The 21298-nt window shown below is 56.5% G+C and carries 21 protein-coding genes; 6 read left to right on the forward strand and 15 right to left on the reverse strand.

The window, feature by feature from the left end:
- Positions 1 to 305: 305 nt before the first annotated feature.
- From F3J26_RS15925 to F3J26_RS15935, 3 genes are all read left to right on the forward strand, one after another.
- A complete protein-coding gene (locus tag F3J26_RS15925) occupies positions 306 to 1700 on the forward strand; it encodes an MFS transporter (protein ID WP_166994807.1) in 1395 nt (464 codons plus the stop codon).
- 91 nt (positions 1701 to 1791) lie between these two features.
- Positions 1792 to 2823 (forward strand): LacI family DNA-binding transcriptional regulator, encoded by a 1032-nt coding sequence (locus F3J26_RS15930; RefSeq protein WP_008460682.1) that lies wholly within the window; start codon positions 1792 to 1794, stop codon positions 2821 to 2823.
- A gap of 1 nt (position 2824) precedes the next feature.
- Entirely contained in the window at positions 2825 to 3808 is a 984-nt protein-coding gene (locus tag F3J26_RS15935) for a nucleoside hydrolase (protein ID WP_166994809.1), read from the forward strand.
- Positions 3809 to 3995: 187 nt separating this feature from the next.
- On the opposite strand, the gene F3J26_RS15940 is transcribed toward F3J26_RS15935, so the two are convergent.
- From F3J26_RS15940 to F3J26_RS15975, 8 genes are all read right to left on the reverse strand, one after another.
- Positions 3996 to 4718, reverse strand: a complete 723-nt coding sequence (locus tag F3J26_RS15940) for an amino acid ABC transporter ATP-binding protein (RefSeq protein ID WP_008460680.1) — start codon at positions 4716 to 4718, stop codon at positions 3996 to 3998.
- Positions 4705 to 5469: an amino acid ABC transporter permease gene (locus F3J26_RS15945; RefSeq protein WP_008460679.1), complete on the reverse strand. Its 765-nt coding sequence runs from the start codon at positions 5467 to 5469 to the stop codon at positions 4705 to 4707. Before F3J26_RS15945 ends, F3J26_RS15940 begins: the two co-directional genes overlap by 14 nt.
- 39 nt (positions 5470 to 5508) lie before the next feature.
- Entirely contained in the window at positions 5509 to 6273 is a 765-nt protein-coding gene (locus tag F3J26_RS15950; RefSeq protein ID WP_085938922.1) for a basic amino acid ABC transporter substrate-binding protein, read from the reverse strand.
- Positions 6274 to 6386: 113 nt separating this feature from the next.
- Positions 6387 to 7355 carry a cellulase family glycosylhydrolase gene (locus F3J26_RS15955; protein ID WP_166994812.1) on the reverse strand — a complete coding sequence of 323 codons (969 nt, stop codon included), beginning with the start codon at positions 7353 to 7355 and terminating at the stop codon, positions 6387 to 6389.
- 121 nt (positions 7356 to 7476) lie between these two features.
- Positions 7477 to 8190, reverse strand: a complete 714-nt coding sequence (locus F3J26_RS15960; protein WP_166994814.1) for an RES domain-containing protein — start codon at positions 8188 to 8190, stop codon at positions 7477 to 7479.
- The gene (locus F3J26_RS15965) at positions 8174 to 8983 is read right to left on the reverse strand and encodes a hypothetical protein (protein WP_166994816.1); all 810 of its coding nucleotides are present in this window, start codon (positions 8981 to 8983) and stop codon (positions 8174 to 8176) included. Before F3J26_RS15965 ends, F3J26_RS15960 begins: the two co-directional genes overlap by 17 nt.
- Before the next feature lie 161 nt (positions 8984 to 9144).
- Positions 9145 to 10467 (reverse strand): 6-phospho-alpha-glucosidase, encoded by a 1323-nt coding sequence (locus tag F3J26_RS15970; protein WP_166994818.1) that lies wholly within the window; start codon positions 10465 to 10467, stop codon positions 9145 to 9147.
- Entirely contained in the window at positions 10464 to 12086 is a 1623-nt protein-coding gene (locus F3J26_RS15975) for an alpha-glucoside-specific PTS transporter subunit IIBC (protein WP_166994820.1), read from the reverse strand. The genes F3J26_RS15970 and F3J26_RS15975 overlap by 4 nt, the downstream gene beginning before the upstream one ends.
- 224 nt (positions 12087 to 12310) lie before the next feature.
- Here F3J26_RS15975 and F3J26_RS15980 point away from each other — a divergent pair, with 224 nt between their 5' ends.
- Entirely contained in the window at positions 12311 to 13054 is a 744-nt protein-coding gene (locus F3J26_RS15980; protein ID WP_166994822.1) for a UTRA domain-containing protein, read from the forward strand.
- On the opposite strand, the gene F3J26_RS15985 is transcribed toward F3J26_RS15980, so the two are convergent.
- The 3 genes from F3J26_RS15985 to ibpA form a co-directional block, all read right to left on the reverse strand.
- Positions 13049 to 14707 (reverse strand): putative transporter, encoded by a 1659-nt coding sequence (locus F3J26_RS15985; protein ID WP_008460667.1) that lies wholly within the window; start codon positions 14705 to 14707, stop codon positions 13049 to 13051. The genes F3J26_RS15980 and F3J26_RS15985 overlap by 6 nt on opposite strands.
- Before the next feature lie 128 nt (positions 14708 to 14835).
- Entirely contained in the window at positions 14836 to 15264 is a 429-nt protein-coding gene (ibpB, locus tag F3J26_RS15990) for a small heat shock chaperone IbpB (RefSeq protein WP_008460665.1), read from the reverse strand.
- 113 nt (positions 15265 to 15377) lie between these two features.
- The gene (gene ibpA, locus F3J26_RS15995) at positions 15378 to 15791 is read right to left on the reverse strand and encodes a small heat shock chaperone IbpA (protein WP_008460663.1); all 414 of its coding nucleotides are present in this window, start codon (positions 15789 to 15791) and stop codon (positions 15378 to 15380) included.
- Between the two features lie 314 nt (positions 15792 to 16105).
- Here ibpA and F3J26_RS16000 point away from each other — a divergent pair, with 314 nt between their 5' ends.
- Complete coding sequence (locus tag F3J26_RS16000) at positions 16106 to 16438, forward strand: YceK/YidQ family lipoprotein (RefSeq protein WP_008460661.1); 333 nt, start codon at positions 16106 to 16108, stop codon at positions 16436 to 16438.
- Between the two features lie 5 nt (positions 16439 to 16443).
- Here the strand turns inward: F3J26_RS16000 and F3J26_RS16005 are convergent, their stop codons facing one another.
- Together F3J26_RS16005 and F3J26_RS16010 are read right to left on the reverse strand one after the other, a co-directional pair.
- Positions 16444 to 17709 (reverse strand): YidR family protein, encoded by a 1266-nt coding sequence (locus F3J26_RS16005; protein WP_166994964.1) that lies wholly within the window; start codon positions 17707 to 17709, stop codon positions 16444 to 16446.
- 45 nt (positions 17710 to 17754) lie between these two features.
- Entirely contained in the window at positions 17755 to 18630 is an 876-nt protein-coding gene (locus F3J26_RS16010) for a LysR family transcriptional regulator (RefSeq protein WP_166994824.1), read from the reverse strand.
- Between the two features lie 130 nt (positions 18631 to 18760).
- Here F3J26_RS16010 and F3J26_RS16015 point away from each other — a divergent pair, with 130 nt between their 5' ends.
- Positions 18761 to 19882 carry an agmatine deiminase family protein gene (locus F3J26_RS16015; protein WP_166994826.1) on the forward strand — a complete coding sequence of 374 codons (1122 nt, stop codon included), beginning with the start codon at positions 18761 to 18763 and terminating at the stop codon, positions 19880 to 19882.
- Between the two features lie 53 nt (positions 19883 to 19935).
- Here F3J26_RS16015 and yidA read toward each other — a convergent pair whose 3' ends face one another.
- Together yidA and F3J26_RS16025 are read right to left on the reverse strand one after the other, a co-directional pair.
- Positions 19936 to 20748 (reverse strand): sugar-phosphatase, encoded by an 813-nt coding sequence (gene yidA / locus F3J26_RS16020; protein ID WP_166994828.1) that lies wholly within the window; start codon positions 20746 to 20748, stop codon positions 19936 to 19938.
- Between the two features lie 148 nt (positions 20749 to 20896).
- Positions 20897 to 21295, reverse strand: coding sequence for a YidB family protein (locus F3J26_RS16025; protein ID WP_008460654.1), 399 nt, complete (start codon positions 21293 to 21295; stop codon positions 20897 to 20899).
- Positions 21296 to 21298: the final 3 nt, after the last annotated feature.

Raw genomic sequence — 21298 nt, forward strand, 5'->3', positions numbered from 1 at the left:
CAGCCCTCTCCCCAAAGGGGAGAGGGAGAAAACCCCGGCATATTTTGCTCCCGATCGGCCCCTCTCCTAATAAGGGCCGGAAGAAACCCGCATCTTTGGCCTGAATGCTGTTCTGTCCCCTCTCCCTTCCAGGGAGAGGGTTAGGGTGAGGGTCACCTTCCCCGTCATATTTTTGTCATTTAGTTACCTTACTCTCACTTCCGGTTTAATTATTTGATCAATCTACGCGCGTAGATACACTGCGAGAAATGATTAAAAATGGCATCTTCGCCAACAGATAACGTTCGATCTCTGTGAGAACTCTAATGACGACAAGCACTTTCTCCCCTCCTCCGGCCTCGGCGCAACACGCGGCAGAAGAGCGTCTGGCCACGCCGGAAGGTAAACGTGATTTTATTCGCGCCACCTTCTCCTGCTGGCTCGGCACCACGATGGAATACGCGGACTTCGCGCTTTATGGCCTGGCGGCCGGGATCATCTTTGGCGATGTGTTCTTCCCGGATGCCACGCCCGTCATGGCGCTGCTCTCCAGCTTTGCCGCTTACTCCGTGGGCTTTGTTGCCCGGCCAATAGGCGCCCTGCTGTTTGGCTGGCTGGGCGACCGCTACGGCAGAAAAATGGTGATGGTCATTACCATTGCGCTGATGGGCTGCTCCACTACGCTTATTGGCCTGATCCCAAGCTACGCGCAAATTGGCGTCTGGGCGCCAACCTGCCTTGTGATTCTGCGTTTTGCCCAGGGGCTTGGCGCGGGTGCGGAGCTGTCCGGCGGTACCGTCATGCTGGGTGAATATGCGCCAGTGAAACGCCGTGGCCTGGTGTCATCCATTATCGGGCTGGGCTCCAACAGCGGCACGCTGCTGGCTTCTCTGACCTGGCTACTGGTGCTGCAGATGGATAAAGAGACGCTGCTTGCCTGGGGCTGGCGTATTCCGTTCCTGTGCAGCATGTTGATTGCCGCTGTTGCCCTGATTATTCGCCAGCATCTGCGTGAAACCCCGGTGTTTGAGCGCCAAAAAGCGCTGCTGGAAGCCGAGCGTAAACAGGTACGGGAAAAGGGGCTGGCCGAGCAGCAGAAAGATCCTCGCAGCTTCTGGCAGCGGACCCGCGCCTTCTGGACCATGGTCGGGCTACGCATTGGTGAAAACGGCCCTTCTTATCTCGCCCAGGGTTTTATCATTGGCTACGTCGCCAAAGTGCTGGCAGTGGATAAATCCGTCCCCACGCTGGCGGTGCTGATCGCCTCGGTGCTGGGCTTCGCCATTATTCCTTTTGCCGGCTGGCTCTCCGACCGCTTTGGCCGCCGGATCGTTTACCGCTGGTTCTGCCTGCTGCTGATTATCTACGCTTTCCCGGCCTTTATGCTGCTGGACTCACGCGAGCCGATGATCGTTATTCCAACCATCGTTGTCGGCATGGGGCTGGCTTCGCTGGGCATTTTCGGTGTGCAGGCCGCCTGGGGCGTGGAGCTTTTCGGCGTGACAAACCGCTATACCAAGATGGCGTTTGCCAAAGAGCTGGGGTCGATGCTTTCCGGCGGAACTGCACCGCTGATTGCCGCCGCGCTGCTCTCCTGGACCGGGCACTGGTGGCCTATCGCGCTCTACTTTGCAGTGATGGCGGGCATTGGGCTGGTGACCACCTTCTTTGCACCTGAGACCCGAGGTCGCGACCTTAATCTGCCGGAAGACGCTATTTGATTTGTCACAGAGTTGACGGCGATTTTTACGGAGCAAAGCTTTATGCTGTGGCTCCGTTTATCGCCCGCCAGCCAAATAAAGCAGGTATTCAGTGACTAAGCCTCAAGTACACCGCGTTACCCGCGCTGAAGTCGCCAAAGAAGCAGGGACTTCCGTCGCGGTCGTCAGCTACGTGATTAACAACGGCCCGCGTCCGGTCGCGCAGGCGACGCGTGAGCGCGTGCTCGCCGCCATCAAGAAAACCGGCTACCGCCCGAACGGCATTGCCAGGGCTTTGGCCAGCGGCACCACGCGCACCTACGGTTTAGTCGTGCCCAATATTGCCAACCCGTTTATCTCGTCCATGGCGCACGCGCTCCAGCAGGAGGCTTTTGCCGATGGCCGGGTGCTCTTGCTGGGGGATTCCGGTGACGATCGCGCCCGCGAGCTGGAGCTTATCAATAACCTGCTACATCGCCAGGTGGACGGGCTGATTTATACCAGCGTCGACAGGCATCCTTACATCGATCTTATCCAGGCCAGCGGTACGCCTTGCGTGATGCTGGACAGGGTTGAGCCGGAGCTGAACGTTTGCTCGATTCAGGTTAACGAGCAGCACGCCGCACGGCGCGCAACCCGCCATCTGATTGAGCACGGCTATCGCGATATCGCCATTATTTGCGGGCCACAGGAGATGCTAAACACTCAGGATCGCATCAGCGGCTGGCGGCTGGCGCTGGAAGAAGCGGGCCTTACCGTGCACCCTGAATGGATTTTTTCAACGGATTACACTCGCCAGGGCGGCTACGATGCCACAAAGCAAATGCTGGCTGGCGAATTGCCTCGGGCGCTGTTTGCCACCAATGAACAACAGGCCTTTGGCTGCCTGAGAGCACTGTCTGAACACGGGCTTTCCGCGCCGAAAGACCTCGCCCTGGTGTGCTTCAACGGCACCCTGGAATCGGCCTTCAACGTTCCCTCTTTGACGACGGTTCGCCAGCCCGTCACGAAAATGGCAAAAAAAGCCATCGAAATGCTGAAAAAGTGGGACGGGCAGCCGCATAAACACGAATTTGATTTTGAGCTGGAGATTGGCGAGTCCTGCGGCTGTCACTCCCTCACCACAGCAGGAAGTTATAAGTAACATGAAGCGTTTAATTATCGATTGCGATCCGGGTAACGGCGTTGCCGGGGCTAACGTAGACGACGGTCTGGCCCTTGCCCTGGCGCTTGCGGCGCCGGAGATTTCTCTGGAGCTTATTACCACCGTGTCCGGCAATACGCCAAGCGAAGTGGGCTACGCCGTCGCCTCTGATTTAGTCGCTCGCCTGGGCATGGCCGTTGAGGTCGCCCGCGGCGCTTCGCGTGCGCTGATCGAGCCTTCAGCACCGTGGCGGGAACATCTGGATCACAAAGTCGATAAAGTGGGTCTGCGCCACCTGTGGAAGGACGTTACTGCCCCGCAAATGCTGGCCGAAGTTGCCCCGCTGGCGGTGCATAAGATGGGCGAACTTATCTGTACAAATCCTGGTGAAATCACGCTGATAGCTATCGGCCCGTTGACCAACGTGGCGCTGGCTTTGCAGCTTTACCCGCAGATGGCGAGCGCGGTAAAAGAGATTGTCATCATGGGCGGCGTGTTTAACGTTGACGGCTACCTGAAGGATACCAACTTCGGCGTTGACCCGGAGGCCGCACACGCCGTGCTGACCAGCGGCGCAAACATCGTTCTGGTGCCGATGGACGTCACCACCCAAACCATGATGACTCACCAGGATTTAGATGCGCTCGCCACCTGCGATAACCGCCTGAGCCGTTTTCTCGTGGACACCATTCGCCCGTGGATGGATTTTTCCATGCAAACTCGCCAACTGCCGGGCTGCTGGATCCACGATGTGCTGACCGTTGCCTGGCTGCTTGAGCCCGAGCTGGTGAGCTGGGCGGAGGATTATGTGGATGTGTCGCTGAGCGGGCTGAGCCGCGGCAGAACCCTGCGGTATGGCCCGGAACATTTGCGGCTGACGGTGAACGTTGACGCGCCGCAGGGCAAGCCGGTGAAGCTGCTGCAAACCGTGGATAACCAGAAGCTGCTGGCGCTTATCGACCGGCATATCCGCCAGTTTGCATAGGCAATAGAAAGGGCGCTTAAGCGACCTTTTTACTGCTAAAAAACGCTGGTGATAGAAGAAAACCAGACGACTCGTTAAAAAACAGGAAAATCAATTTGTTGATTTTCGGCTGATAACCACAAAGAGGAAAAAACCACGCTTTTTCCCTCTTTGTCAGCAACGTTAAAGGGCGCATAAGCGCCCTTTTTTACAGAACCTTGCTAAGGAAGGCCTGAGTTCGCGGGTTTTGCGGGGCGCTAAAGATCTGCGCCGGCACGCCCTGTTCCTGAATCACACCCTGGTCAATGAAGATCACCCGGTCCGCCACTTCGCGGGCAAAGCCCATTTCGTGGGTCACGATAATCATCGTCATCCCTTCCTGCGCCAACTGTTTCATCACCGCCAGCACTTCGCCGACAAGCTCAGGATCCAGCGCTGAAGTTGGCTCGTCGAACAGAATTATCGACGGCTCCATCGCCAGCGCACGGGCAATCGCCACGCGCTGCTGCTGGCCACCGGAGAGGCTCGAAGGCCAGGCATCGATTTTGTCCAGCAGGCCGACCTTTTGCAGCAGCTTTTCGGCGCGGTTTACCGCTTCCGCTTTGGACAGCCCTTTCAGCGACATGGGTGCCATGATCAGGTTTTCCAGCACCGTCATGTGCGGGAACAGGTTAAAACGCTGGAACACCATGCCCACGCCTTCGCGCAGCGTGTTGAGATTAGTTTTTGGGTCGTGTACCGCAAAACCGTTGACTACGACTTCGCCGCCGTCCGGTTTTTCCAGCGCGTTCAGGCAGCGCAGAAACGTACTTTTGCCGGAGCCGGAAGGGCCAATCACGCAAACCACTTCCTGAGGCGCGATATCGCAGGAGATACCGCGCAGCACGTGAGTTTTGCCAAACTGTTTCTGTAAATCCTTAACGTGAATCACTTTTGCCAAACCTCTTTTCCATATGTTGCACCAGCAGCGAAAGCAGGAATGTCAGCACCCAGTACACCACGGAGATGGTCAGGTACGGTTCCCAGTAAGTCGCATAAGCGCCGGAAACGGTACGCGCCGCGTAGGCCAGGTCGGCGAGACCGATGGCGGATGCCAGCGACGAGTCTTTCACAATGGCAATCGCGTTGTTGCCCAGCGGCGGCAGGATGCGGCGGAACGCCTGCGGCAGAATAACCTTACGCATCGTTTTGCCCCAGCCCATACCCAGCGCGCGTGACGCTTCCATCTGCCCTTTGTCGATGGACTGAATACCGGCGCGGAAAATCTCGGACACATAGGCCCCGGCGTTAAGGGTGATCGCCACCACGCAGGAGAGAAACGCGCCGTATTCGGAGCGAAGGTCGCGGGCAAAGTCCACGGACATCATCCCGCTGGTGATCATGATCCCGTCGCGCGGGTTTATAAACAGCGGCACCAGCGCAAAGTGAACCACCATGATCTGCACGAACAGAGGCGTGCCGCGAAACGCGCTGACGTAAACGCGCACTGGCCACTGCACGGCATAACGCAGCACGTGCTTCCACGGGCCGTCATCGGCGTGAGCCATACGCCCCAGCCCCAGCAGCAGCCCCCAGGTCGTGCCTAAAATCACGCAGATAATGGTGCACTTGATGGTCATCAGCGCGCCCTGCATAAACAACGGCGCGTATTCTGAGATTATCTCCCAGCGAAATCCGGTCATACCTGTCCTTTTTGGGGCCGGAACGGCCCCGATTGATAATTACTCTGCCGGGAGGGTTGGAACGTTGTTGTCGAACCAGGTGGCGTAAATTTTAGCGTAGGTGCCGTCGGCGATGATTTTCTTCAGGCCGGCGTCGATTTTGCCTTTCAGCTCGGTATTACCTTTGGCAACCGCGATGCCGAAGTACTGACGCTCAAACTTGCTGTCCGGTACCAGCTTCAGCGGTTTTTCCGGGTGGGATTTGATGTAGTACTTCACCACGCCCACGTCGCCCACGGCGGCGTCGATACCGTCTTCAGTCAGTTCCTGCAGCATCAGCGGCGTGTTGTCAAAGCGCTTGATGTCGGTGCTGTTTTTACCCAGAACGTCGGACACCACAATGTCGCCAGTGCTGGAGTTAACCACGCCCACTTTTTTGCCTTTCAGCGAGGTAACAGAATCTACTTTAGAGTCGGTCGGCACCACGATGGATTGCTCTGCCGGGAAGTACGGCGTGGAGAAATCGACCATCGCTTTACGCTTGTCGGTGATGGTGATACCGGAAATGATGATGTCGCGATCGCCGGAGTTCAGCGTGGCGAAGATACCTTCCCACGGCGTGTTAACCAGCTTGATATCAAACCCTTCGGCTTTAGCGATGGCTTTGATGATGTCGATATCGAAACCTTCCAGCTGTTTCTGGCTGTTTTCGTATTCAAACGGGCGGTAGGTGCCGCCGGAACCCACAACGTAGGTCTGCGCCAGCGCCTGAGCAGAACTGAACAATGCCGCGAGCAAACACCCGCCAGCCACTACTGATTTCATCGCTTTAGTAAACATAGAAGCCCCTGGATATATGATGTTTTTATGCAGTTAATTTGCATAAAAATACATAATTACCCGAAGTGCAGCAACAGATAATTCACGCTGAGTGATAATTACTGACACTGAGGCTTCAGAATAGCGTCCAGCAATGGCGCCATATCAGGCCGCCAGGCGCCCTCTTCCCCATCGTAGAATTTTTCATCGCCGTTGACTGCATACGGAATCTGCGCTTTTTGTAATTCACAGGCGACAAACGTCGCCATCGCAACCTGCTGATCGACCGGTAATTTACTGCCAGGAGACCAGTTCCCGACCCAGGAAAGATGGCCGGTTTTCTGCTGCCAGTGCACGGCGGTTTCGATGCGGGCGTGGATAGCCGCTTTTTCAGCATCCGTCCCCGTCGTCCACTGGTTTTTTCCGTTCCATGTTTTGCCGTTCCAGTTTTTTGGGCCGCCCGGCATCAGGTGCCAGTCAGCCATGACCAGTCCGTGGCGGGATTCAGGAATTTTAAGCGTGGCCAGCGCTTCCGGGGAGGCGTGGTTGCGTGGCGCAACAAAGATATGGCGCTGAGGGCTGATTTTATGAATCGCCTTCACGGTTTTGTCGTAAATCTGGTTGAGCAACTGAGGGTTGGCGCTGAGTTTCTCCTCCGGCTGCCCGATTATATCGAACACCAGCGAGTCGTCATTTTTGGCAAAAAAGCGCGCCACGGTCGTCCACCACTCCACAATATCTTCCGCATTTTCAGCGGTCGGCTTCGCTTTCAGCTCCGCAGCCCGGTAGCTGATCACCGGCACGATATGGTACTGCTCGCAGGCATCCACGATGCGCCGTAAATGCACCAGTTTCTGATGGGTTATCGGCCCGGCAATGCGAATGCGGACGTGGCCAAAGCCTCGCTGCTGAAAGTCACGCACCGTCAGAGGGTCAAATTCGCGGATGCCTCGCTCTGTTAATGCCCAGTCAACGTTCATTCCCACCCCAAGCTGGCTGGTCCAGGTGGGCGGCAAAACATCCTGCTGCTGCGCAAACGAACTGGCACAGAAAGAGAGGGCAACCAGAATAAGAGTTGGCTTTAACATCGGCGGCACGTTACTTAGCGAAGGAAAACTAATATTTAGCATGCTTTTCCCATTTGCGGGGAGTGAGGATTGCAATAAAAAATTAATCGTGATGCCGAGTGTGAAGGATTGCCAAAGCGAACTACTCGTCGCTGAGCACAATGCCGAGCCTGTCCGCCATCTTCACAATCTCTTCAACCACTTCTGGCGTTGAAAATATCCCACAAGCTTCACGTTGCAACGCTAAATCCTCAGGACGGGTTCTGTCGCCATAAAAAAGGAAAGCACTGCTGTCATCATGCTGTCGGGATTTCCAGACCATGCCGTCAATGGCGGGATTTTGATCGTGAATCGCACGCGCCCAGCGCTGCGTTTGCGGGTAAACCAGGCGATCGCTTAACAGAAAAAACTGCTTTGATAACCCCATCCGGTAGAGGTCTGCTGTTTTAAGCGTCACCAGCGTCATCTCTCGCCTGAGCACCAGTTGACTCATTCCCCAGTGCCGCCACGGCCTGATGGATAAAAAGCCCCGCCGCTCGCCGCCAATCAGGTCGTGAAAAAGCGTTTCGGCCAGCGCCCCTGTGATGCTGTCTGCCGCATACAGGCTTGGCACCAGCCGCCCCTGTATATCTTTAAAAGGGCTGAACCTGGCACCGTAATCGTTGCCGGTCAGTTCACGCCCTGGATTGAAACTGTTTCCAGGCCAGGTAAGGGCATGACAGCGATAAAGGACCTTTCCCGCCGGTAAAGTTTCTTTAAAAATCGGGATCGCGTCTCCCGGCTCAGGAAGTTCAGGGGCAAGCAACACTGGCTCGCCAAAAAGTCCTTTCGTTTTGGCCTCATCCTTCGGCGCCATCCTGTAGCCTCCTGACCTCGTATTCAGCGGCCTGTAGCACGTTAGCCGGATAAGCAGAGACCATTTCGGCAGGCGTTTTTCCCGCCAGCAGGCCGTTAGAGGTCGCAAACCATTCTGCCAGCCCCCAGGCCGTTTTGTGCTGAGCGAAGGTTTCCAGAATGACTTTCATCACAGGCAGAGGACGGTAGTTTTCATCCAGACCATAGCGCGGATAGACGTTCCCGACGCCGCGTTTAATGACCGAGAAAATTTTTCCAGCCGCCTTCCAGCGCGTTGGCTGAGCCGAGACATTTTTTGTCGAGTAGCCGCCCAGCATGGCGATTTCATGGGTGGTCAGCCAGCCTTCGTCCGTTAACCTGTCTCGCGCCTGTGCCAGGCGGGCCTGGTTAATCACCTCGCACTGCTGGGCCGGAGGAAGAAAACTGCTTTGTGCCGCGTAACGCTTTGACGAATCTGCAGTGTAGCTGGCCGCGGGTTCATGGGCGACAAGCACGCTCTCACCGATAAGCTTCTCGCCATAGAGTTCCACCAGCTTTTCATAACCGTCATTAAGCTCCAGCGCCTGCTGCTGCGTTTGTAGCTCTTCGGTTGCCTCTAGCAGATGAGTGAGTTGGGTATGCAGCGCTTCCAGCCCGGAAACGCCACCGCGAAGCGCAAGCTGCAGGGTCAGCCCGGCTTCGCGCTTGCTGTTTGGCTCGCGAACGCCTCTTGCAAGCGTGAGTTTCACGCTCTCGCTGTCAAACAGCACCCGGTCTTTTTTCTTCTCAATACGTCCGGTTTGCCTTGATACCATTGCGCCCCCCAAAATAACCCAACTAACCAACCTAACCTTAATAACCCTAACAACTTTATCGCCGGGTACAAAAAATGTCCAGACTGGAGAAGGCAATCTGGGAAGCATCGCCATAAAAAAGCGCGACGTCTCCGCCGCGCTTCGTAAAAGCCTGAGAAAACTTATTTCAATTCAGGCCAGTAGTCTTTGTTCGCTTCAATCAAATCATCAAGAATCGCTTTGGCAACGGAGGCGCTCGGCACGGTTTTCGACAGGGTGATCGCCTGCCACAGTTTCTGATAAGAGCGGTGCTCCCAGGCATCCACGACCAGTTTTTCAACGGCGACCTGCTGGCTCATCAATCCTTTCTGGAACTGAGGGATGTTCCCCACGACCAGCGGCTCCGGCCCGTCTTTGCCCACCAGACAAGGGATTTCCACCATGGCTTCCGGGTCGAAGTTATTGATTGCCCCGTTATTCGGCACAATCAGCAGCATCCGCTCCTGGGTATTAAAGGCAATGGCCGTTGCAAGATCGACGATGTAAGAGGCATGTTCGTCAATTTCCAGCTCACCTGCAGAGGATTTCCCGGCGCTAATAATGGCGTTGCAGGAACCAAACACATGCTTCTCGCGGTGATCCATTACCTCATTCGCCCTGGTGCGCTCCGGGTTGGAGTGCTGCACCACGTAATCCGGATACAAATAGTACTTCAGGTAGGTGTTCGGCAGCGTGTCCGGATCAAGCCCCCAGACATCTTTTGCTTTGGCAAACGTGTCGTTCCAGCTTGCTTCGGTGCCATGCTCATCTTTTGGCGGCACATAGCCATATTTAGCCACATGTTCGCGAATTTTCGGCATCAAGTCATTGCCGTCTTTATCTTCTACGTGGGTCCACCAGCCAAAGTGGTTCAGGCCGTAGTAACGCACCTTCATCTCTTTGCGATCCTTCAGACCCACAATCTGCGCCATGCGGCTTTCGATGCCGATAGGCATATCGCAGATATTCAGGATTTTTGAGTCTGGACGCAGGCGGCGGGTCGCTTCCGCCACAATGGCTGCCGGGTTGGAGTAGTTCAACATCCAAGCGTTCGGCGAATATTTTTCCATATAATCCACCAGCTCCAGCACGCCGCCGATGGAGCGCATGCCGTAGGCTATCCCGCCCGGGCCGCAGGTTTCCTGGCCGAGTACGCCGTGGCGAAGCGGGATTTTCTCGTCTTTTTCACGCATCGGATATTTGCCCACGCGAATGTGCGCCATCACAAAATCCACGTCACTGAACGCTTCCTGCGGGTCGGTGGTATAGCTGAAGTAGATATCCGGGGCCTGCTCTTTCAGGATGATTTTGCAGGCTTCGGCGATAGTTTCCTGGCGTGCGCCGTCGTTATCGTAGAACTTCAGCGCCCGCAGCGGGAAACGGGTCTGGTTAGCCAACAGCATCAGCACGATGCCAGGGGTAAAAGTACTGCCGCCACCTGCTACAACTACCGAGAATTTTTTCATGATACTGCCTCCGTCATGGATGGGTGTTCGTCTGAAGTTTGCTCTTTGATAAGGGTTTCAATCTGGTCGCGAATTTGCGGAACATGCAGCCCGACAATCACCTGAATGCCGTTGCCGCTGCGCACCACGCCGTGGGCGCCAAGGGCTTTGAACACTTCGTCGGCTTCGGTCAGAGCCATGTCACCGAGCGTGATACGCAGACGAGTCGCGCAGTTATTCAGGCTGGCGATATTCGCCGCGCCGCCGAGCGCCTGCAGGAAGCCATGCGCCTGCCCGTGTTTTGCATCCTGACTGACTGCCGCACTGGTTTGCTGCCGTGCCGCCTGGTAGTCGGCCTTGCTGTAGAGTTTGATCTCGCTGTCTTCCCGGCCCGGCGTTTTCAGGTTGAAACGCAGAATCAGGGCACGGAAAACCACGAAGTAGACGCCGGTAAAGGCGATGCCGATGCCTATCTGGGTAAAGACCATCGAGGCGTGGTTATGGAACATGGGGATCCAGTTTTGCGGCAGGAACTGGTCCAGCAGGCCGCCGCCCATGTTGCCCACCACGCCCGCCATGTACATCACCGTTGCCATTGAGGCGGCCAGGAAGGCGTGAACAGCGAACAGCAGCGGAGAGATAAACAGGAAGGTAAATTCCAGCGGTTCAGTGATGCCGACCAGCATGGCTGTCAGCGTCGCGGGTATCAGCAGCCCGGCAACCTTCACGCGGTTCTGCGGCGAGGCGGTGTAGTAGAGCGCCAGCGCGATACCCACCGAACCGAAAACCTTCGAGTTGCCGTGCAGGGCGAAGCCGCCTTCCGGGAACAGAGATTTCAGCGAGGCAGTGCTCTGGCTGAACTCCTGCAAATGCTGCGCCCAGTACACCTGAATGCCGCCTTCAACCGCCGCCGGGCCGAAGATGAACGGGCCATAGACGAAGTGGTGCAGCCCGGTAGGGATCAGAATACGTTCAAGGAAGGTGTATACCCAGACCCCCAGCGCCCCGGCACTGCGTAAAAACGCCTGCAGCGATTCGATGCCGAGCTGCACTTTTGGCCAGCCGAGCAGCGTCAGCCAGGCGCAGGGGATCATCACCAGGAAGGCCATAATCACCACAAAAGAGCTGCCCTGGAAAATACCGAGGAACACCGGCAGCGGCTTATCGAAATAACGGTTGTGAATCGCGGTGACGATGCCGGAGATAACAATCGCCCCGATGATGCTGGTGTCGAGCGTTTTAATCCCGGCCATCATCGTCAGGCCGCTGCCTGCCGTAGGGTCGAGGCTAAAGTCGACGCCGAAGTAGTGCCCCCACGTCATCCCCATCGCATTGATGAAGTAGTTCCAGGTTAAGAAGCTCACCAGCACCGCCAGGCAAGCTCGCCCCTGGGCCTGTTTTGCCAGGCCGATGGGCAAACCCACGGCAAAAATCAGCGGCATATTGCGGAACACCGTCCAGCCGCCTTCCTCGATGATATGAACAATTTGTGCAAACAGAGTGTCTGGTGCGGTGAGCGCTTCGCCAACAAACAGCGGGTTGCGCAGCATGATGGCAAGCCCGACCACGATCCCGGCGAAGGGGAACAGCAGAACCGGGGTAAACATTGCACCACCAAAACGTTGTATTTGACTGAGCATTTTTAAATCCTCATGTAACAACTTCGTAGAGTAAGAGGCGGCCTTATTTTTTTAGTTGGCCTGAGGCTGAGGATATGAGCGCGGGCGGTGGCTCGCCGCGTCAGGCGCAGCGATTCGTGATCGTATTCATGGTTTTTATTTGGCCAAAGTTGTCTACTTTTAGAGTTAAAACTAGACAATTAACCGACATATAACGGCGTGATAAAGCCTGGAGATGTCCAGCTATGATCTACAAATCAATTGCCGACAGGCTACGGCTGCGGCTTAATTCTGCCGACTACACCCTAGGCAGCCCCCTGCCTGGGGAAAAGAAGCTGGCTGAAGAATTTGGCGTGTCGCGCATGACGATTCGTAAAGCGGTGGATTTGCTTGTGGGCTGGGGTCTGGTTAATCGCCGCCAGGGCAGCGGCACCTGGGTGACAAAAAAAGACGTTCACCACGAAACCACTAACCTGACGGGTTTTGTGGAAGTGATGCGCAGCCAGGGCAAAGAGGTGCTGAGCGAGGTGCTGGAATTTAACGTGATGCCCGCGCCCCCGGCGATAGCCAGCCTGCTGCGCATTAAGATCGACGAAAAAATCTATTACTCCCGCCGCGTGCGCGCCGTGAGCGGCAAGCCGCTGATGGTGGAAGACAGCTATATGCCGGTCAAACTCTTTCGCAACCTGTCCCTGGCCCACCTTGAGGGGTCAAAATTCAGCTATATCGAAGATGAATGCCAGATAGTCATCAGCGGCAACTATGAAACGCTGACGCCGGTACTCGCCGACGCAAAAACGGCAAAACTGCTGAACATCGCGGAGGCGACACCGATTTTGCGCATCACCTCGCTCTCCTACAGCGATAAAGGCGAGTTTCTTAACTATTCGGTGATGTTCAGAAATGCCAGCGAATATCAGGTGGATTACCACTTACGCCGGGATCATTCGAGGGTGCCGCCCGGCCAGTCGGGCGGCGGAGAGCTATAGTCCCCAGAACAGCAGCGCCAGCAGTTGGGGAGTAATAATGCGCAGGAACATCACCAGCGGGTAAACCGTAGCGTAAGAAAGCGCGGCGGCTCCACTGGTCGCATGCAGCCCGTTGGCAAAGGCCAGCGCAGGTGGGTCTGTCATCGAGCCCGCCAGCATGCCGCACAGCGTCAGGTAGTTCATCTTCACCAGCAGGCGAGCAAGCAGGCCGACGGTAATCAGCGGCACCGCGGTGATCAGAATGCCGTAGCCAATCCAGCTTACGCCGTCGCCCACCAGCAGCGTGTCGATAAAATCCCCGCCGGACTTGAGCCCGACCACCGCCAGAAACAGGACGATACCCAGCTCACGCAGCGCCAGGTTCGCACTCGGCGGCATAAACCAGTAAAGCTTGCCGATACTGCCGATGCGCCCGAGGATCAGCGCCATAATCAGCGGCCCACCAGCCAGGCCAAGGCGCAGCGCCGCCGGGAAACCGGGGATAAACAGCGGAATGGAGCCCAGCAACACGCCAAGCCCGATGCCGATAAACACCGGCAGCATTTGCACCTGCTGCAGCTTATGCTGCGCGTTACCGACCTCTGCGGCCACCGCGTCGATCGATTGAGGGCGTCCGACCAGGTTGAGGATGTCGCCGAACTGCAGGCTGGCGTTGCTGCTGGCCACCAGCTCGACCCCGGCGCGGTTAAGGCGAGATATCACCACGTCATATTTCTGCTTCAGATGCAGATCGCGGATCTTCTTGCCCAGAACCTTTTCGTTGGTCACCACGACGCGCTCAACCCGCAGATCCGTGCCTCGCGTGGAAAGCGAAGTATCCACTTCGTTGCCGATCACCAGCAGCGCTTTGTGCAGATCTTTTTCTGCCCCAACGAGGTGCAGCAGGTCGCCAGTCTGAACGAGGGTGCCTGGAGAAGGCACCATCAGCAGCTCTCCGCGCTTGAGGCGGGAGCATATTATTTCGTCGCTGTTAAGAATAGGGATGTCCTGAATCGCCAGACCGTTCAGGTTTGGGTTGGCGACGCAGATATTCATGGTGTGCAGCTGGGCGTGATTTTGGCCGCTGTTGGCTTCAAACTGCTGAGCTTCTTTGTCAACGCTGACGCGAAAGGCCATGCGTAACAGCCACATGGTCAGCAGGATGCCGCAAATCCCAAACGGATAGGCCATCGCGTAGCTCATCCCCATTTGGTCAACCAATTGCCCCGGCGTGCCGAGATCGGTCAGGATCTGCTGCCCGGCCCCCAGCGCTGGCGTGTTCGTAACGGCACCGGAGAAGATCCCCAATACCACCGGCAGCGGCACATCAAACAGCTTGTAGACCACGGCAGTGACCAACGCACCGAGCACAACGATAAGAATAGCGAACAAATTTAGCCGCAAGCCGGAAACGCGCAGGGATGAGAAGAAGCCGGGTCCGACCTGGATGCCTATCGTGTAAACAAACAGGATCAGCCCAAATTCCTGGATAAAGTGCAGCATATCGCCGTTCAGGCCAATCCCGGCCTGATTGACAAAGTGGCCGACAATAATGCCGCCAAACAGCACGCCTCCGATCCCGAAGCCCACCCCGCGGATCTTGATATTACCGATCCACAATCCCACGACGGCAACCAGCGCCAGCATGCTGACGGTTAACGCTATTCCACTCATATATAATCCCTGTGAATAACATTATTGTTACTAAGGATTCTGGCAGAGCTATGGGGAGGATAATGGGGTGCGGAGCACAAAAAAGGCCCCGTTTTCAGGGGCCTTAATACTTCATATGGGAAAATTATTTAGCTATTCAGCGCCGGGCGTTCGCTAATGGCGATCCGCTGCGGAGCAACCGCTTCCGGGATGTCCCGCACCAGGTCAATGTGCAGCAAGCCGTTGGTGAACGTTGCCCCTGAGACCTGCATATGCTCAGCCAGGGTAAAGCTCAGGCTGAACGGCTGAGTCACCAGCCCCTGATGCAGCCAGTTGGTCTCTTTTTCCGGTTTAACCGGGGTGCCCTTCACGCTCAGGCGGGTGCCTTCCAGCTCGATATCAAGATCTTCCTGGCGGAAACCGGCCAAAGCCAGCGTGATGCGGTAATGGTTATCGTCGCTTTTTTCGATGTTGTACGGCGGGAAGCCCTGGCTTTCACCGCTGGACTGCAGCGCGTTGGCCAGTTTATCGAAGCCGATCCATTGACGCAGAAGTGGGGATAAATCGTAGTTACGCATAGTGTTTTCTCCTTCTTTGAAGCAAGAAATAACCTGCCCGCATGCGAACGGGCATTGGCTCCCTGACGGCAAGCCAGCTTGATGACGGGCCGCGCACGGCGCGACCCCATGAATTAGTTGATTTCGATGCGGCGAGGCTTCATCGATTCAGGAATTTCACGTTCCAGGCTGATGTACAGCAGGCCGTTGACCAGGTTCGCGCCACGAACGTGGATGTTTTCCGCCAGCTGGAATTTGCGCTCGAAGTTGCGTTCGGCAATGCCCTGGTAGAGGTAAGTCCGCTCTTGCTGCTCGCCCGCGTGCGCCCCTTTGACGATAAGCAAGTTATCCTGGGCAGTGATCTCAAGTTCGCTTTCTGCGAAACCGGCGACGGCGATAGCAATGCGATAGTGGTTTTCGTCCACTAATTCAACGTTGTACGGAGGGTAGCCGCCGTTACTTTGGCTCTGGTTGCTTTCCAGCAGATTAAACAGACGGTCAAAACCAATGGCGGAACGGTACAGCGGAGAAAGATCGAAGTTACGCATAATAAAAAGCTCCTGAAATCAGCGAGTAAGATGTAAAAGCCTTCCCTTTGGACAGGCCATGAACCTGAGTACCCAATCGGCGTACTCTCTCTGGTTACCCTACTAAAATGTGGCTTGCTTAAAATTTTTCAAGGCGCCTGAACGCAAATTTTTTGCGTGAATGGCTTTCCTTACTTAGACTGGCAAACAGCATAAAAGGTTAAAAATATGCGATAGCCGCCGCAGAGCGGAACGAGGAACATTTTTAAATCACGGGCGGGTGTTATAACTCCGCTGGGGCTGGTACTCCGCCAACCATTGAAGATGACAGCAAAATGATAATGAGAAACTGGTTTCCAACTCTGGTGATTAGCAGCGGGCTGTTATTACTGACCGGCTGCTCAAGTATGATGTCACACAGCGGCGGCAAAGAAGGCTTGTATCCTGGTACACGAGCCAGTGCGGCAACGCTTGGCGACGACGACACCAGTTGGGCAATCAAGCCGCTGGTTGCGCTGGACCTGCCGTTTACCGCCGTGCTCGACACGGTGCTGCTGCCGTGGGATATGTTCCGCAAGGACAATTCGGTGAGATCGCGTGTGGAAGCCAGCGAGCAACAGAATCTGGCCACTAACGCCGTTATCCCACCGGCAGAACTGCCTCACTGAATCATTTACAGGCCGGTTTCCGCGCTCCATAACTGACGGAAACCGTCGACGTCCTGCATCCAGGCAACCTGCTTGCCGTTCGGGGAGAAGACGATGGCATCGCCAGAAGGTGCTTCGCCCTCTGCCGAACTTAATGGCGTAATGACCCCGCTTTGCGCGTCACACAGCACCACACGCCCCTGCTGCACAAACCCAAGAGCTTTACCTGAAGGATGCCAGTTAAAGGCCGACTGAATGTCGTGCTCACCGTGGGTAACCTGCCGGGGCTCACCGCCGTTCGGGGATATCACCCAAAGCTGCACCACGCCGCTGTCGTCGCGCATCAGGAAGGCAAGCTGGCTGCCGTCCGGGCTGCTGCGGATCCAGTGCCGGGGCTGATTCACCAGACCCGGATAACGGCGCTGATGGGTAAAGGTCAGCCGACGTTGCATCACGCTTTTTGGCGGCGCTGGCAGCGTCGTGGCGGTGCCACACAGCGGTTCACTTCCGGCCTGCTGGTAAGCCTGCGGCTCATTGGGAAGGTCCACGATAAACAGCTCGGGCACCTTCTCACCGTTTGCTAACCGGGTATCGCCGATAAACGCCAGCGCCCAGCGTTGAACGCTGCCGTCTGGCTTCCGGTAGCCATGTTCCCCGACCCATCCTTCTTCGTAGGCACGGTTAATCTCATCGCTGCCGGGCTCTGGCTCTGCCGTCGTGCGGCTCACCAGCACGCAATAATGGCTCCCGCCGTATTCTCGTGGATGCTGTTTAGGCGGCGTCACGGGGCCAAACGGCAGCGCGACGCCGACGTTACGCAGGTCAAGGCGCGCATCAAGCTCGTGCATAACGTGGTCGTTGTAGGTGAAGCTCAAGCGGCTGCCGTCCGGGCTCCAGACGTGAACATGGCTGCCGCCGCGCAGCGCGCCTGGGGTATAGGGCGAGGTAATGTCCATTGCATCAAGATTGCTGGCCTCACCCTGCGCCACAACCACGCCACGGCGGTGGTGGAAGTCATAGTGCCAGTCGACGTCCGGGTTTTCCGGGCCATGGATAAAAACGTAGCGCTCCGGCTGCCGTGGGTTCACGGTCACCACGCCAACGTGGGCGCCTTCAGGGGCGCGATAAACCACCTCGACGTCACCGTTCTGGATATTAACTCGCTCGATGGTTGTGCCGGTAAAAGAGGCTCCCGAAGGCCGAACGTCGAAGGCCAGCCACTGGCTGTCCGGCGTCCAGGAGTTAACGTTGGTAAGCTGATGATGACGCGGTGCGAAGGTGAGTTGTTTGATCACGATTTTGCCCTGAAGCGCTGAGTACGCCTCAGGGTAAAAGAATTAGCCAGGCCTTTCCACTTTGCCAGGCAACCTGCCCCGGAGCCACGCGCAAAACTGGCGGGTTAACGGGTCATTTTCGCTTTCACGATGGATAAGCCACGCCCAGTCAGCGCCGCGCACGGTTTGCTCCACCAGCGGGCGAAGTTGCTCAATTTCCCTTTTTCTTTCTGCCAGCAGCTGGCTGACAAGCGCAATACCCAGCCCGTCTGCGGCGGCGTCAAGCAACAATCCAGGATCGGAGAAATTCATCCCCTGGCTTTGCTGGCCGACGTCCACCCCGCCAGCCACGCTCCAGTGCTCCCAGCTCATCTCGCGTTCGCCGTGCAGCGTTAGTCGCTGCTCTACCGGCAAATCCTGCACGGCGGGATGGCTGGCCGGATAAAGTCTATCCTTGTACAACACCTCGAAAAGACACTCTGCCTGCTGGCTGAGGTCATCCCGGATAGCCACATCTACGGTTTCGCTGGCCATATCCGGCGGGTCGAAGCTGGTGAACAGCCAAAGATCGGTCTGCGGATACCGGCGATTAAAGTCCGCCAGATTAGGCAACAGCCAGTGCCTGGCGAAAGCGGGCGTGGTGTTCACGATAAGCTGATTCGGCTTGCGGTACTGATCGAGCCGACGAATACCCACCGCCAGCTGTTGCAGCATGACCTGCGCGGTGCTGTAGAGATCCTGGCCGGCGTCCGTCAGGCTGACGCTGCGCCCGCTGCGAAAGAACAGCGGCTGCTCCAGGTAAACCTCCAGGCTGCGGATTTGCTGGCTGATGGCCGACTGGGTCAGATGCAGTTCAGACGCAGCCTGGTGAAAGCTTCCCAGACGCGCGGCGGCTTCAAACCCACGCAGGGCATTTAACGGTGGCCAGTGTTTTAACATGTCGATAAGCCAGGCTAATCAGATGTCCGCTAAATATATCGTTGGAAGCCGAATTCAGCCAGTGATGAAATATCCATCTGTAATACTGAGCAGAATTTCTTACGTTAAAACAGCTATACGGGAGTCCGGTATGTCAACGCGTCGTGAATTTATTAAATGTGCCTCGGTGCTGGCCGGGATGGGTATGGCGGGTTCTCTCGGGCTGCCTGTTTCTGCCTTCGCGGCCGTTAGCCCGGGCTGGCGTATGCCTGACGAAGGAGAACCGCAGCAACGTGCATTTATCGCGTTTGGCGCTCAGCGCGCCATCTGGAAAGATTTTACCCCTGACGTGCAGGATGCCCTGGGGCGCATCGCGCACGCCATCGCCGGTTACCAGCCGCTGACGGTATTTTGCCGGGAGCACGAACGCGCGCTGGCGGAGGAAAAATGCGGCAGCCACAACGTCACTTACGTGGTGACCGAGCTGGACGACATCTGGATGCGGGATACCGGCGCGTGCTTTGTCACTTCATCGGCAGGCAAACTCGCCGCCGTGGGCTTTAACTTCAACGGCTGGGGCAATAAGCAGCGGCACAGCAAAGACACGAAGCTGGCGGCATTTATGGCCGAAAAATACGGTGCAGCGCCGTTCATCCGCAGCGCGCTGACGGGCGAAGGTGGCGGGATTGAAGTGGACGGGCACGGCACCGGCATCATGACCGAAAGCAGTTGGGTAAACGCCAACCGCAATCCGGGCTGGAGCCGCGACCGGGTAGAGCAGGAGCTGAAAACACAGCTTGGCCTGAAAAAAATCATCTGGCTGCCGGGCATCAAAGGCAAAGATATTACCGATGCCCACGTCGATTTTTACGCCCGTTTTGTTGAGCCCGGCGTAGTGATCGCCAACCTCGATCCCGACCCGGATTCCTGGGACCACAAAGTGACGCAGACGCACCTGGACATCCTCAGGCAGGCCACTGACGCCGAGGGCCGCAGGCTACAGGTTCACACCGTCACACCACCGCAGGTCCCACGCGCAAGCCGCTTCAGCGAAGGAAACCCGGACTTTGCCGCCGGGTACATCAATTACTTCGTGATTAACGGCGCGATTATCGCCCCGGAGTTTGGCGATGAAGAGACGGACGAAGCGGCGCTTAGTTTGCTGTCGACGCTTTACCCTAAGCGTGAGGTTGTGCAGCTTAACATCGACGCAATTGCCGCCGGAGGCGGAGGGATTCACTGTGTAACAAATCAGTTACCCGCAGTGAAATAACAAAAGGGAGCGCACCTGGCGCTCCCCTCTCCAGCAGACGAGATAAGAGCCGGTTAATTCAGCACAAACTTCTCGATAGCGTAGGCCACGCCGTCTTCCAGGTTGGATTTGGTGACGAAGTTGCTGACGGCTTTCACTTTGTCGGTCGCGTTGTCCATCGCCACGCCCATACCGGCGTATTCCAGCATTGCGATGTCGTTTTCCTGGTCGCCAATGGTCATCACTTCTTCCGGCTTAATGCCCAGTTTCTCCGCCAGTGACTTCACGCCGGTGCCTTTGTTGACACGCTTGTCGAGGATTTCCAGGAAGTAAGGCGAGCTTTTCAGTAGCGTATACCGCTCAAAGACGTCGGCCGGGATTCGGGTGATGGCCTCATCGAGAATAGCCGGCTCGTCAATCATCATGACTTTCAGGAACTCGCCGTTTTTATCCATGTTTTCCGCTTCGCAGAACACCAAAGGAATACTGGCGATAAAGGACTCATGCACCGTGTAGTAGCTGATATCGCGGTTCGCGGTGTAAAGGGTATGACGATCCAGCGCATGGAAGTGTGAGCCCACTTCGCGGGACAGGTTTTCCAGGAAACGATAATCGTCATAGTTCAGCGCCGTCTGGGCGACGGTGCTGCCGTTGCTTGCCTTCTGCACCAGCGCGCCGTTGTAAGTGATGCAGTAGTCGCCGGGCTTATCCATCTGCAGCTCACGCAGGTAGCTTTCAACGCCAGCAAACGGACGACCGGTACAGATCACGACGTTCACGCCGCGCTCGCGCGCCGCCGCAACGGCCTGTTTTACCGCCGGAGAGATAGTGTGGTCTGGCAGCAGCAGCGTGCCATCCATATCAATTGCAATCAGTTTTATGGTCATGAGATCTTCAGAGGTAATGGATTTACCTCATGCTAACGCGATTCCGCTCAAAAAACAGCAGCAAACTCCGGGGAAAAGGGGGATGAGAGGCGGCAGGCAAACTCCTCTTTTAAAAGCCCCGGACATACAGCCGGGGCCAACAAAAAGGTCAGCTGAACAACTTACCTTTCAACAGGTTAACGCCAGCACTCAGCAAGTCGTTATGGGCTTCCGGCGTCACTTCACCGTTTGGCGACAGCGCGTCGATCACCTTCGGCAGGTATTCCGCCAGTAAAGCGGAAGCCGAGCCGGTATCCACGCCCAGTTTTTCCCCCAGCGCGGCTACGGACGGCGAACCCAGGGCCTGAGTTATCTGGTCGCCGCTCAGCGGCTGATTTGTACTGTTGCTGCTGAGCCACGAGGAGACGATTTCGCTTAAGCCGCCCTGGCGCAGCTTGTCCAGCAGCGCCTGAATACCGCCCTGCTGTTCTACCCAGCTTAGAATGGCCTGATATTTACCGGCGTCACCGTTCAGCAGCGAGCCCGCAACCTGATCAAAAAGTCCCATGGG

This window comes from Enterobacter sp. Ap-867, assembly GCF_011752855.1.
Classification (GTDB): Bacteria; Pseudomonadota; Gammaproteobacteria; order Enterobacterales; family Enterobacteriaceae; genus Cedecea.